Below are 13,445 nucleotides of genomic sequence, written 5' to 3'. Positions count from 1 at the left end.
CCCCTACTGCCGGGTATAGCGCACCGGTATTGTAGAAAGCGGAATTTCCCGCTGTAGGTGCCGGCTGGAATCCGTGCCCGCAAAGTATCGAAGTCCGATATACAGTGCTGCTGGAATATCACCATTCTGCAACGTCCATTCTCCGCGTACGCTGACGGGGCGCCGCTGCACCTCGGTCCATGCTACCTGCTGTCCCATCAACACCCGGTCACTGTCTAACCGGATACTGTCCATCTCAATTTCCAGCTGATCTGCGGTCACGTCATCCATGGCTTCAAGTCCCAGCTCAAATCGCCACTGCTGGGCGCTGACACTAACCCGCATCTCCTTGATCCTCACCGGGTACAGCTGATCACTGAAAAGGGTATCTCCTTCGGCCACCGCGCTCACATCAGCGACTGCTTCGGAGGCGGGCTGCCTTGCATTCTCCTCATCCTCAAACATTTGGACATTCACCAGGTTAAACAGGGTTAACAGTTCCACGAGGACGGGAATGCCTATGCCGATGATCACCAGAATCTTGACCAGCCGTTTGGTGGAGCTTGATGAACCATTGTCGTGGTTGGACGTATTAGCTTCCATAGGTGCCTATAATGAGAACTTATTGCAGTAGATGTAATTCCACCCGGGATTGCCGTTAATAGCGTTCACAGGATACAAGATACAACAAAAAAGAGTCCCCGCCCTGTACTTAGACAGAACAAGGACTCCGGGCAATTGATTGATACCAATTTGTATGGATCTATGAAGGCCGTGGCAAGGCGCCCGGTTCAAAGATTCCATCCTGGACCATCTCCCAAAGGGGGAAGGAATAGGCCAACAGTACAATAATCAGTGCCAGGGCAAACCAGAGTTTCATATTATCGAGCACCGCAGGCGTATGTTCCACACCCGAAAGCGGCTCGGGAATATAATCATCCACCGGCTTGTCAGACTTGGCTCCGCCCAGCCAGGAGGCCGTAATGACCCACAGAAAGAGGGTTAATGAAATCGTCAGAATCGTTCCCCCGATGGCAATTTGCCAATCCATCTCGGCCATCGTCCCAAAAATGGGCTCAAACTCAAATCCGCTGTACTGCGGCTCGGCTGTACGCCGGGGCACGCCCGCCAGACCGGCCCGGTGCATGGCATTGGACATCAGCGTCATGCCCAGGAACCAGGCATACGGCTGCACCAGCGCCAGTTTCTTGAATTTCAGCTCCCGGCCCGTCAGCTGCGGAATCAGCCAGTAACTGATAGCCATAAAGGTCAGTGCCACCGCCGTTCCCACGGTCAGATGAAAGTGTCCGGGAACCCAGATGGTATTGTGGATCAGCAGGTTAATGTTCATGCCCGCATTAATCATCCCGCTGAAGCCACCGGCGGCAAACATGATACCGGCCAGGGCACAGCCCACAAAAGCGGGACTGTCCCAGGGAAGCTTGCCAATCCATTTCAAATATCCCTTGCCACCACGCTGGCGCGCCCCGTGCTCCATACTGGCAACCACCGTAAAGAGGGTCATCAGGCTTGGCAGCAGAAGCAACATCGTGGTTGCCATGGCATAAAATTTAAAGCCTACCGAAATACCGGCATCGGCATACTGGTGGTGATACCCCACCGGCGTAGAAAGCAGGAGAAAAATAATAAAGACAATGCGCGTCATGGAATCACTGAACAAGCGTCCCCCCGAAAGCTTCGGCAGGATGGCATACCATACATAGTAGGCCGGCAGCAGCCAGAAATAGACCACCGCGTGACCAAAGAACCAGAACAGGGTGCGCGGCAGCAGCGGCTCGATCTCCGTGACCCAGCCCAGCGACCAGGGAATCAGCAGCCCTACTACTTCCAGGGCCAGGCCGATGGTACAAACATACCACATCATCATGGTGAAAAGCGCCATGAAGGTAAGAATTGGAATTCGCTCGTTGGGGTTATCCTTGCGCCACTCCTTGTACGACCAGAACCAGTCAAGACCGGCCATCCACGACCCTACAAGAACCAGCGCCAGGCCGATATAAAAGGCCGGGTGGGCCTGAAGGGGCGGGTAAAAAGTGTAGAGCACAGCCGCCCGGATGGAACTGCCCGGAACAAGCCCTCCAATGATTGTTACGGCCGCCATGACAAGACCTATCGTCATTAGCCAGAACCAGGCCCAGCTGAAGGCCATGCTTTCCGGCTCCCGGTCAAGGCTCCGCGCGACCCCCCATACAAACAGGCCCGCTATAAAGAAGGTGGTGAAAATAAGGGCGAGCAGCACACCGTGACCTGTCAGGATGGAATAGTATTCCCCGGAATTAAAGAATCCCCGAAACACATCCGTCCGGTGTAGCGCCTGGACGAATCCAAAGAATCCTCCTATGGCAAGGGCAATAAAGGCAACAATGAAATTTGCTTTGGCAACTTTAGCAGCTTTGGGATAGTGATGTAAGAATGTCATTCTACAAGAGTACTTTTATCAAACTCGGATTTAGGAACTACCTTAATTATACCCTCCATAATGTGGTGGGCCGGCCCGCAATATTCATTGCATACGATACCATATTCCCGGGCTTCCGGGAAAATGGTTGTGAATTTGGCCACCTGTCCTGGTATCGACATGGTATTCAGATTGGTGCCTGCCACATCAAAACCGTGCAACACATCCGGGCTGGTGATGTAAAAGGTCACCCGTGTGTTGGCCGGTACTGTAATGGGAGAAGAGGTGCCAGGCACAAAGGCAAACTGGAGCGTCTGCACATATACCTCGTATTCGGTGGCCCCGTTCCGGGTTACTTCCCGTACCCCGGGCGTCCCGAAGGGCGTGGCATCCAGTCCCTGGGGATCGATGGTCTGATAGTCGCCAATAACTTTTAGATCCATGGAAACGAACCCATATACGACTGTTGCAATGAAAAAAGCTATCAGGCCAAAAGATAACTTTATCCAAAACTGTTCGAATTTATGTATATGCATAGGGAGTTTATCTTGTATTATTAATCAATAATGGAAGGGGCATTGCCTCCAAATTCAATGAAAAACATGAAGATCCACATGACGACGACAATGAACAGATAAAGAAGGGTGAGGGTCATTGTGCCTTTGGGCTGGTATTCATCGATGGATATTTCACGTACGATCTCTGGGTTTCGCTCTTCCCAGCTTTTGGAAGGCGCTGTTGAATCCGGAGAACGACTGGTTTCATCAGGCATGACAGTAATGTTGGTTAGGGTTAAACGTACCAATCCGATAGTTTAAGACAAGTAACTACTAAATCGAGTCAAGATCAACCCTGCAAACCAATTTAGATTCAGTTTTTTCTGGAGGGCATGCCACATTTCTCTTGTATTTCAGATATATTGTGCTAAACAACTGGGACGCCATCGATTGAATCCATCTCCAAAAGCACCGGCGCCCCCTGAATTGAACGTACTTCATCCCCTGTTATGGCGTGGATTTTAGCAGGTTTAGGCTTCGGCTTCCTGGGAAGCTTTCACTGTATTGGCATGTGTGGCCCCATTGCACTCTCCCTGCCGCGCAAGCAGCCCGGCAGGCTGCATTTCCTGGCCTCCCGGCTTCTCTATAACCTGGGACGCCTGATCACCTATGCTACCCTGGGCGGTGTCGTGGGTTTTCTGAGTCGCATCATATCGATAGGCGGCTACCAGCAAAGCCTGTCTATTGCCGTTGGCAGCCTGCTGCTGCTTAGCCCGCTCTGGAAGAAGATGCGCCCTGCTTTCAACCGGATGGGCGGGCTCCCGAATCACTACGCTCAGCATATTACGGCCCGGATCAAACGGCTATTCGGAAGCGGCAGCCCGGGCTCTCTTTTCCTGATCGGCCTCTTGAACGGGCTGCTTCCCTGTGGTTTTGTCTATATGGCCCTGGCTACCGCCGCAACAACCGGTGGCATATTGCCGGGCTTACTTTTCATGGCTGCTTTCGGGCTGGGTACCTTCCCGGCCATGCTGGGGATCAGTCTCGCCGGCGGCTTCATCTCCCTTGCTGCCCGGCAGCGCCTGCAGAAGCTCTCACCCTATTTCATAGCGATCGTGGGCATCATCCTCATCCTCCGTGGACTCAACCTCGGCATCCCCTTTCTCAGCCCGGCCCTGTGACCGTCAGCTGGCTGCCCAGTTGGGCGCATCAATCAGTCGGTTGTTACCCGATTCGTACACGGCAAAGTTAAATCCCTGCTGTATGCTGTAGCCCCCGAATTCCCCCTTTTTGTTGACGGCGATAAACCCTACCTGGATGTCCTCTACCGAATCGTTCTTTTCCACGATACGCTGCACCGCCTTCCTGCAGGCCGTCTCGGGGTCGTCGCCCCGGCGCATGTTCTCGACCACCAGGTGGGTGCCGCAGGTGCGGATCACCTCTTCACCCAGTCCTGTGGCGGCGGCCGCCCCCACTTCATTATCCACAAACAGGCCCGCCCCGATCAGCGGTGAGTCGCCCACCCGTCCGTGCATTTTCCAGGCAGCGCCGCTGGTAGTACAGGCACCCGAAAGATTCCCGCTGCTGTCCAGGGCCAGCATTCCGATGGTATCATGATTCTCAATATTGATTTCCGGCTGGTAGTCGGCATCTTTTTTCCATTCCTGCCAGTCGTTCCGTGAGGCCTCGGTGAGCAGATTTTCTTTTTCAAATCCCTGGCCCAGGGCAAACTGTAGCGCCCCTTCGCCGACCAGCATCACATGGGGCGATTCCTCAATCACCTTTCGCGCCACGGATATGGGATGTTTGATGTGCTGCAGGGCCGCCACGGATCCACATCGTTCCTGCTCATCCATGATGCAGGCGTCCAAGGTCACAAAGCCATCGCGGTCGGGATAACCGCCGTAGCCCACTGTCCGCACCTCCGGATCCGCTTCGGGGATGCGAACGCCGGCCTCAACTGCATCCAATGCACGGCCCTGCTGGCTCAACACTTCCCAGGCTGCTTCGTTGGCCGGAAGGCCGTGGTTCCAGGTCGAAATGACCAGCGGCTTGTTAACACCTCCGGAAGCGGAAAAGGGGGGAGCACTCCAGCGCTGGAGAGGAGCCAGTCCGCCGAGAGCCGTCAGTTTTAAAAAGTTTTTTCGGCTAATCATAACTCTGTAAGGCTAATAAGTTAATAAAAATCGTGCGGCCCTTAGTTTACAAAATGCAACAGAGAATAACACCTCAACTTTCGATCATCCGGGCCGCCCTTCGGCCCACTTCCATGCCCAGGGCGACGCCCATGCCACTGAGGCCTGCCGCCACGTAACAATGGGAGTTAACCCGACGTAATATGGGGGTCTTGCTGGCCGTAAATCCCATAATACCCGACCACCGCTGCTCTACCTGCCACCCCTCCTGCAGCCGCAGCACACGGCTGACAAATCGGATCAGCTCACGCTCAATGCGGCTGTTAATGCCAAACTGATCGGTCTCTTCCTCCTCTTCGGCCACATTGCGGGCCCCGCCAATCAACAGACGGGAACCGATGTTGCGAAAATAGATGTAGCCGCGGTCGTGATGAAACGTCCCCTTCCAGGGTAGCTGCTTCAGCTCATTGGTGACAAGCACCAGTCCCCGCGCCGGGGTTATGCCGATATCCGGCAGCAGCCGGTGGGAAAAACCGTTGGCAGCCACCAGCACCCGCGAGGCCGTTAGCAAAGAACCGTCGTCAAGGCGGACCCCTTCCTCCTCAATTTGCTGTACCCTCACCCCCCATTTGATCTCCACATCCTGCTCCACCGCCCGGCGGATCAGCGCCTGCATCATGCGTCCCGGGTGCAGCGCCCCCTCCAGGCGGTTGTAGATCATCGGATACCCTTCCAGCTCGCGGGCTTCGTAGACCAAAGACTGCCCCGTAATCTCTTCCATCCAGCGGTTGAAACGGTCCATCTCAGCCGTCGCTTTCTGAAAGGACGCCGTGGAGCGGAACAGCTCATAGCCCCCGCAGGGGTCATAGCCCATCTGCCCTTCGCCCAGCTCTTTCTTCAGAAGCCGGAGGCCCTCGTACCGCCTCCTGATGCGATCCTTCACATGGGATTCTGACTCCTTCTCCAGATCGGACAAGTGCTCCGTGATGGATCCCAGGCAGGCAAAGCCGGCATTCCGGGTACTCGCCCCCGTCGGAAACAGTCCCCGTTCCATAACCATCACGCGGGCATCCGGACAGTTGCGCTTGAAAAAGAGCCCGGCTGACAGCCCTGTGATGCCCGCCCCCACGATGATCAGATCACAGGGGGCCAGAAAGGTTTCCCGTTCCCAGAAAGAGTAATGTTGACCGGCATCCATAAGCCTTCTGTTGTTCAAGGATCATGATATACCCTGCTGGAAATCCTATTCCTCATCCGCTGGCAGGGGCTGGAAGACCAGAGAAGCCATCAGGGCCGCCCCTGTGACAAAACAGTCCTCATCAATATTGTATTTGGGATGGTGCCAGGAATAGACCGAACCGCTCTTCTCAGTGCCGCTCCCCAGGAAAAAGAAGACGCCCGGGAAGTGCTGCTGGTAAAAAGCAAAATCTTCTCCCGCCATGAGCGGGGCATCCATCTGTTCTACATTCTCTTCACCCAGCAGCTCGCCGGCGGTACGCACTACAATATCCGTTGCCCAGTCGGTATTCCGGACGGCGGGATAGCCGTAGTTGAAGGCAAACTCGTACCGGCCGCCGCCGGCTTCCGTCACCCCCTTCACAATCTCTTCGAGGCGGCGCTTGATCAGCTCAGCTGTCTCCGCACTGAAAGTCCGGACCGTGCCCATCAGCTCAACCTTCTCGGGAATAATGTTATAGGCCGATCCCCCGGACATCTTTCCCACGGTGACTACCGCGTGCTCCGTGGGGTTGACACTCCGGCTCACAATGGTCTGTATCTGCTGTACGACCTGCGCGGCCATCACAATCGGGTCCACCGTCTCATGGGGCGAGGCGGCGTGCCCGCCCCTGCCGATAATTTCAATCTCAAACTCGTCCGGACGTGCCATAAGCTCCCCCTTGCGGAGTGCGATCTTCCCCGGCGTCCAATTGGGATTGGAGTGCAGCCCATAAATCACATCCACCCCTTTCTCCTGCAGATAGCCGGATTCGCAGAGCAGCCGTCCGCCGCCCGGCAGGGTCTCTTCCCCCGGTTGAAAAATAAACAGCACCGTACCCTCAATCTCCGACTTCAAGCCGGAAAGAATGTGAGCCGCCCCCAGCAAATTGGCGGTGTGTCCGTCGTGTCCGCAGCAGTGGGCAACCCCCTCGTTTTCCGACAAGAAACCCTTCTTGTGTTCTCCCTCTTCGGTAATGGGCAGAGCGTCGATATCCGCACGCAGGGCGATGACGCGGTCGCCGCCCCGTTCTCCCTCCAGCACACCAACACAGCCGGTCTCCAGCGGTCGATCGGCCGGGATGCCCAGCTCATCCAGTTTATCCAAAATGTACCGGGTGGTCTCCTTTTCCTGGTAGCTGAGTTCCGGGTGGCGGTGCAGATGACGGCGAATGGCTGTCATCTCATCCAGGTACTGTTCGGCTCGCTCTTTCAGTTTATTTAAATCCATAGACTTGACAATTATTGGGCTTACAACGACAGAAGCTCTCCAAAATAGGCATTTTACAGAAAGTTCATGAACTTATTTTGCAACAAATAGAAACAGAATATCGTATATTTTCTACACCAAGTCATATATACTAACAAAATCACTCTAGTCCTATGAAACGCAGATCCAAAACATGGGAAATTATCGTAGCGGGACTGGCCTTCATCGCCCTGAGCATCTACCTGTTTAACCCGGCTGGTTCGTCAATCCCGACTCCCAAACACGCTCCCCACATGGATACCGATTCTATTCGTTCGGCCAAAACCATGATCTTTGACCTGGAAGAACTCAAAAAACTGGAAGACTTAAAAGAGCTTGAAGAGCTAAAGGAACTCAAGCACCTGGAAGAAGAGCTCAAGAAACTGGAAGAAGAGCTGGATTCCACGGTTCCCAAGGCCCATATACCCGAACTGCCCGAGATTAAAAGTATGCCCAATATTTTCATATCTTCCATGTAGCCGGTCGGTGGCTATCGCGGCCGGCCCGGCGAACGATGAATTTTCCAACCAGCTATTACCGGCCATGCCAGAACCAACGACCGACCACAGACTCGTCGAAACAGGCGACGGGTCGCATACCGTATACTCTTCCCAATTTGACCAGCACTATCACAATCCCAATGGGGCGGTGGCCGAAAGCCGGTATGTCTTCTTTGAACAGACCGGACTCGTGGATGACCTGCAGAACCGCGACTCCCTTTCCATCCTGGAAGTAGGCTTTGGAACGGGCCTGAACCTGATGCTGCTGTTGGATTACTACCTTCAAACCAACGCCGAAGCCCATATCGATTATTATTCCATTGAGGGCTTTCCCCTGCAGCCCGGCACCGTACAACAGTTCAACTTTGACCAGCACCTGCAACATCCCAAAGCTGTCGACCTCGTCGCCGACCTTTTCGGGCAGATCAGCCCGGGGATGAACCATATTGAACTGCTGGATAGCATATCCGTTCACCTCTTCTATGGATTGTTTGATGATTTTGATCCCGGCGACATCCAGGCCGACTACCTTTTTCATGATGCGTTTTCGCCGGACGTAAACGGCGAACTGTGGACCGGCACGACTTTTAAAAAACTCAAAACCAACAGTACCAAAAAGACCCTGCTTTCGACCTACTGCGCGGCCTCCAGGGCACGGGGAGCGATGGCGTGGGCCGGTTGGAAGGTAGCGCGCGCACCCGGGGCCCTTGGCAAACGCGAAATGAGCCTTGCCTCGCCCGACCCTGAACGGCTGGGCGAGCTGAATCGGGTCAATGAAGAACGGCTGGCCCGGCGTTACGAGGACAATGATTTCTGAGGTCCGTTCCCTTCCAAAGGCAACCATTCCTGGCAGGTACAGGTGAAAGGAAGAAAAAAGAACTCCCGCCGAAGCAGGAGCCCTTTCTCTCTTGGTTGTCGTCTGTCTTAATGAGTAGTCTGGTAGTAAGACCCAAAAAGAACCCAATCCTTACAAAAAAATTTAAAAAAGTTTGTACTTTGCCCCTCATTTACTCAAATCAACGATTTTTCCCCATGAACGAACCTCAAAATGACGACCGTGAATTTAAAGAGTACCATTTTACCGTCCCTGACGGACACACTTCGGGTATCCGCCTGGACAAGTACATCGCCTCCTTTATTCAGAACGTATCGCGCACCAAGGTACAGAAGGCCATCAAGGGCGGGTACGTGACTGTCAACGGCGAGGTTGAAAAATCGTCCTACAACATGGAGCCCGGCGACCAGATTGACATCCACCTGCCTATTCCAAAGCCGCCGGAAACCAAACCGGAGAAGATGGAGCTGGATATTGTCTACGAGGACGATGACCTGATCATCGTCAACAAGAAGGCCGGCCGGGTCGTCCATCCTGCCTACGGCAACTGGACCGGCACGCTCGTCAACGGCCTCATGTGGTATACCGATGAGCTCTCGGATCCTGATTCCGATACCGTACGGCCCGGCATTGTCCACCGCCTGGATAAAGACACCAGCGGCATCCTGGTGGTTGCCAAGAACGACGAGACCCACCGCAGGCTCAGCGAATACTTCAGGACCAAGGATATCGAACGCACCTACTGGGCCATCATCTGGGGGACGCCCGACAAAAAGGAAGGCACCATCACCGGCGACATCGGCCGAAACCGGAGCGACCGCAAGAAGATGGCCGTGGTACCCGACGGGAAAGGCAAGCATGCGGTAACCCATTACCGGGTACTGGAATATTTTGACCACCTGACCCTGGTGGAGGCCCGCCTCGAGACGGGGCGCACCCACCAGATCCGCGTCCATTTTGCCCACGAGCACCACTGGGTCTTCGGCGACCGGAAATACGGGGGCGACTCGGTGCGTTACGGTCCCAACACAGGCAGCCGCCGGCAGATGTTCAACAACCTGTTCAAGTCGCTCCAGCGGCAGTGTCTGCACGCCAAGACCCTTGGCTTTGAGCATCCCACTACCGGCGAGATGGTGGAATTCGACTCAGAACTGCCTGACGACTTTGCCCACGTGCTCGACATGCTGCGCCCAAATTGCCAGCCCTCTTTTTCTCACTAATTTGTTTGCCTCGTTACTTAAAGTACCGTATCTTTGGTTTCTCAAATCGCTGCGCCTGTAGCTCAACTGGATAGAGCACCTGATTACGGATCAGGAGGTTAGGGGTTCGAATCCTCTCAGGCGTACATCTTTTTTTACCCCAAAAACCCCGCTTATTTAACGATTAGTGGGGTTTCTTGTTGGTATATACACACGCTACCAATCTTGCCTTCGGGAAAAGTTTTCCCAGAATCACCCAGTTTTCATATCTTGTGGGTACATATGTGGGTACAAAAACCCGCCATTATTAACTAACATGTCGAAAAATGGCCAGCCTAAAAAAGCGTAATAAGTACTACTCTATTGTATTTGCCACGCGCATAGATGGGAAACAGATTAAAAAAACTTATGCCTTGGGTACCAAGTACAAAAAGATAGCAGAACAAAAAAAGCTGAAGTATGAAAAGCTGTATCAAAAAGGGGAAATAAATCCTTTCGATGACGACTGGAACCTCCAGGATTACGAAAAATATGAGCAGTTGGAAGGGACTTCTTTTACGAGTCCCGTGCTAAACTCTCTGCTAAAGAAGTTCCTCAACGAAAAGACCAACGTGACAGAGAAAACAAAAACTGCTTACCGGCAGGTGATTACTCAGTTTATGGAACAGGTGGGATATAGCATGCCCGTTAGAAGAATTGATGCCGGTGATATTAGGAAATTCTGTTTGCGACCAGATCTGGCAAATGCCTCCAAGAACAACTACTATATCCACTTGAAATCCTTTTTCAACTGGATGATTGAGGAGGAATTTCTGGATGAAAATCCCTGTGACAAAGTTGCGGTCCCCAAAACACGGGATAACTTTGTAGATAAGATTATTGATGAGAAAGATCTAAAACTAATCATCCAAAAATTTCATGCTTACCAGAAAAAACATCGAGAGACAGGAGCGATTCAGGGATACGAGCAGATGCAATTCTGGTTTGTCCCTTTAATTACGCTGGCTTTTTATACCGGGCTGCGAAGAAAGGAAATTATCCAGCTTCGGTGGCAGCACGTCTTCTTAGAGGAACGTTTTATTCGAGTCACTGACACCAAAAACGGTTCCGAGCGAGTGGTTCCCATTTTCGATCCGTTACACGAAGAGCTAACCCGATGGAGAGACTTTCTTGGGCTTCCAGATAAAGGCCTTGTTTTCCCAAGTCCTAAATCAACTGCTAACCAGGAAATAGCCCTAACCGGAGGTACTATTACGAAGCGGTTCAAATTTTATGCCACGGAAGAAGCCGGGTTAAAAAAGTCGATTAACTTTCACGGGCTACGTCATTCGTGCGCTACCTTTTTACTTCGTATAGGATTCAATGTTATTGAAGCAAAGAACATGTTGGGTCACAAAAGCCTGGAAGTAACCAATAAATATGTTCACCTAGTGCCTGAAGACATACTTAGAACAGCCGGTCGCACGGGAATGATAACAAAGGGTTAAATGGCAACTACCGGCATTATCAACTATACTAATATTCAATAAGCAGTTGGCTGTGGAAGAGTTCATTATTACTTCTTTAGCCAACTGCATAAAATGCTATATGGATATTGAATACTGAAAGTAGATTTGATCTAAATCTTCTTTTTTGGGCTTTTTATCTAAATCTCAGAAAACCGTCTTATTTTCTTAGACGCTTGGAAAACAACCAAACATCCTCTCTATAAGTATAATAATAATAGTTAGTTATAAAATAATAATATATCTAAGAAATCGACTAAGAAACAACTAAGAAGTCTAAGATCGGTCTTAGAAAACTAAGATCAATCTTAGAGGATTTCTTAGATGGTATTTCATTGCGGCCCAATGTTTTATCAGGATATCTAAGAAAATAAGAAAGAAATGTTATTATTCCGGAATCTTGAAGCAGCCTGCCTTAAATAATCCCCTGAATCCGAAATGCCCCAATTAAATCCATGACTTTTTACTACAGTATCGGATGCGGCCAGCAAATAGCGTATCTTGTACGTTTTATAGACAGCCAATATTGATCCTATGAATATCCCGGTTTTATAGATAAAAATAGACCCATCCAGCAAAGATACCATGAACTGTTGGATCGAATGGATCAAGAGTCCATGAACTAGCAGAAAGTAATCAAGTTGATGGGACGACTTATTGATCAAGATCCCCATTTTTTAGATCCCTATCTGTATCTTCATGAGATATACCAGTACGAAAACAAAATAAAGCGACCCAAAATCTAAATACGGCTTTCGGTCACGCTATTGAGTTGATCACCAATAAAAAAGGGAATAGCCGGATGCCCTGTACTGGGGCTGGACTGAAAATCACCATATAATTCGGACGTTCTTGAATAGGGCATTATCCGAATGGGACCAGGAAAATAACGAAGAGGCTGCTGAGTTACTCAGAAAACTGTTCAAAACGAATCCACATGATAATGTCGGAGCCCACCATTACATTTTAGCAATACGTTTAGGATTTACGCTGGCCGGATTTGAAGATCAATTTAACAAAGCAAATTATTATAATAACGAACTCAATAATTGGTTCGATGAGCACGCTCCACGTTACCCTAAAGAATTTGATTGGTGGTTTAAAGAAATGGAGAATCAAAGGATGTAATGGAATATTCTGGGATTAAATGGATACAAAGATTCTGATATCATCAAGTTGGGATGGCTTGGAACAAGATGGGACAAAGAACCTATCTCTTTCCTGCGTACATTAGATTAAACAATCCAATGAAGCTCCTGTTCATTAAAAAGTGTTGTTCACGGACCGTGAACATTCATGAAAAATGAACAGGGATTCCAGGATAATACCAATATCGATGTAGCCTTAATCTATATGTCACGTCAAAAATTAGGATTCCGAGAACTTATATTTGCTATCGTTTCCGAATTACCTCTGATAACTCGTCTATTTGAAAAGAATCCTAATTATAGTTCATTAATACGTGAATTAACGGAGTATGAATATAATGATGATAATCATCTCCCCTATCAAAAAGATCTATTAGAAAAGCTGGCTTTATCAAGAACTGCATTGATGGGATTAATGAATGATCTCTATGAGGATTTCAGCATCAAACTCTCTGATCCAAAAGCCTATACCATTTCGGATACAGAAATCTATCTGATTGTTAAAAATTCTTGATGATCTTTGGATCGTTGGTATAGATGGTTTAACGACTATCCCCCGGGTTGGCGAAGATTTTCTTATTCCATTCATAAAAGAAAGAGTAGAATTCCTCTTTCGTCTAGATGAAATAGAGTTAATTTCACCTATATCTCTCTTCTATTGATCAAAAATCATCTAGAAAAACTACTCTCAACAAGATGGTTCTATCTAGAAAAATATTGGATTTATCTTTTTCATTTATCCCTAATTAATTTATTCCAAAACA

14 protein-coding genes and 1 tRNA gene are annotated in these 13,445 nt (G+C 50.5%); 8 read left to right on the top strand and 7 right to left on the bottom strand.

Going from position 1 to position 13,445, the window contains the following annotated elements:
* Positions 1 to 3: 3 nt before the first annotated feature.
* The 4 genes from FN808_RS16915 to FN808_RS16900 form a co-directional block, all read right to left on the bottom strand.
* On the bottom strand, positions 4 to 582 hold the full coding sequence (locus tag FN808_RS16915) for a hypothetical protein (protein WP_142715801.1): 579 nt from the start codon (positions 580 to 582) through the stop codon (positions 4 to 6).
* A gap of 160 nt (positions 583 to 742) precedes the next feature.
* Entirely contained in the window at positions 743 to 2,419 is a 1,677-nt protein-coding gene (locus tag FN808_RS16910) for a b(o/a)3-type cytochrome-c oxidase subunit 1 (protein WP_142715800.1), read from the bottom strand.
* A complete protein-coding gene (locus FN808_RS16905) occupies positions 2,416 to 2,934 on the bottom strand; it encodes a cupredoxin domain-containing protein (RefSeq protein WP_142715799.1) in 519 nt (172 codons plus the stop codon). The genes FN808_RS16910 and FN808_RS16905 overlap by 4 nt, the downstream gene beginning before the upstream one ends.
* A gap of 20 nt (positions 2,935 to 2,954) precedes the next feature.
* Positions 2,955 to 3,170 (bottom strand): hypothetical protein, encoded by a 216-nt coding sequence (locus FN808_RS16900; RefSeq protein ID WP_221930097.1) that lies wholly within the window; start codon positions 3,168 to 3,170, stop codon positions 2,955 to 2,957.
* A 234-nt stretch (positions 3,171 to 3,404) separates the two neighbouring features.
* Here FN808_RS16900 and FN808_RS16895 point away from each other — a divergent pair, with 234 nt between their 5' ends.
* Positions 3,405 to 4,076 (top strand): sulfite exporter TauE/SafE family protein, encoded by a 672-nt coding sequence (locus tag FN808_RS16895; RefSeq protein WP_142715798.1) that lies wholly within the window; start codon positions 3,405 to 3,407, stop codon positions 4,074 to 4,076.
* 3 nt (positions 4,077 to 4,079) lie between these two features.
* Here the strand turns inward: FN808_RS16895 and FN808_RS16890 are convergent, their stop codons facing one another.
* From FN808_RS16890 to FN808_RS16880, 3 genes are all read right to left on the bottom strand, one after another.
* On the bottom strand, positions 4,080 to 5,051 hold the full coding sequence (locus FN808_RS16890; RefSeq protein ID WP_142715797.1) for an isoaspartyl peptidase/L-asparaginase family protein: 972 nt from the start codon (positions 5,049 to 5,051) through the stop codon (positions 4,080 to 4,082).
* 73 nt (positions 5,052 to 5,124) lie between these two features.
* Positions 5,125 to 6,228 carry an NAD(P)/FAD-dependent oxidoreductase gene (locus FN808_RS16885; protein ID WP_142715796.1) on the bottom strand — a complete coding sequence of 368 codons (1,104 nt, stop codon included), beginning with the start codon at positions 6,226 to 6,228 and terminating at the stop codon, positions 5,125 to 5,127.
* Positions 6,229 to 6,273: 45 nt separating this feature from the next.
* The gene (locus tag FN808_RS16880) at positions 6,274 to 7,476 is read right to left on the bottom strand and encodes a M20 metallopeptidase family protein (RefSeq protein ID WP_142715795.1); all 1,203 of its coding nucleotides are present in this window, start codon (positions 7,474 to 7,476) and stop codon (positions 6,274 to 6,276) included.
* 152 nt (positions 7,477 to 7,628) lie between these two features.
* On the opposite strand from FN808_RS16880, the gene FN808_RS19015 reads away from it, so the two are divergent.
* The 7 genes from FN808_RS19015 (at position 7,629) to FN808_RS16845 (ending at position 13,195) form a co-directional block, all read left to right on the top strand.
* On the top strand, positions 7,629 to 7,973 hold the full coding sequence (locus tag FN808_RS19015; RefSeq protein WP_185958467.1) for a hypothetical protein: 345 nt from the start codon (positions 7,629 to 7,631) through the stop codon (positions 7,971 to 7,973).
* Positions 7,974 to 8,037: 64 nt separating this feature from the next.
* Positions 8,038 to 8,811, top strand: coding sequence for a tRNA (5-methylaminomethyl-2-thiouridine)(34)-methyltransferase MnmC2 (gene mnmC2 / locus FN808_RS16870; RefSeq protein WP_142715794.1), 774 nt, complete (start codon positions 8,038 to 8,040; stop codon positions 8,809 to 8,811).
* A 215-nt stretch (positions 8,812 to 9,026) separates the two neighbouring features.
* Entirely contained in the window at positions 9,027 to 10,049 is a 1,023-nt protein-coding gene (locus FN808_RS16865) for an RluA family pseudouridine synthase (protein WP_142715793.1), read from the top strand.
* Positions 10,050 to 10,100: 51 nt separating this feature from the next.
* A tRNA-Arg gene (locus FN808_RS16860) sits at positions 10,101 to 10,174 on the top strand.
* A 180-nt stretch (positions 10,175 to 10,354) separates the two neighbouring features.
* On the top strand, positions 10,355 to 11,515 hold the full coding sequence (locus FN808_RS16855) for a tyrosine-type recombinase/integrase (RefSeq protein ID WP_142715792.1): 1,161 nt from the start codon (positions 10,355 to 10,357) through the stop codon (positions 11,513 to 11,515).
* Between the two features lie 870 nt (positions 11,516 to 12,385).
* Complete coding sequence (locus FN808_RS16850) at positions 12,386 to 12,661, top strand: hypothetical protein (protein WP_142715791.1); 276 nt, start codon at positions 12,386 to 12,388, stop codon at positions 12,659 to 12,661.
* A gap of 168 nt (positions 12,662 to 12,829) precedes the next feature.
* Positions 12,830 to 13,195, top strand: coding sequence for a hypothetical protein (locus tag FN808_RS16845; RefSeq protein ID WP_142715790.1), 366 nt, complete (start codon positions 12,830 to 12,832; stop codon positions 13,193 to 13,195).
* The last annotated feature ends 250 nt before the right edge of the window (positions 13,196 to 13,445 follow it).

This window comes from Fodinibius sediminis (assembly GCF_900182555.1).
Taxonomy (GTDB): Bacteria; Bacteroidota; Rhodothermia; order Balneolales; family Balneolaceae; genus Fodinibius; species Fodinibius sediminis.
The sequence above is the reverse complement of the archived record's forward strand: the minus strand, read 5'-3'. Positions and strand labels throughout refer to the sequence as shown.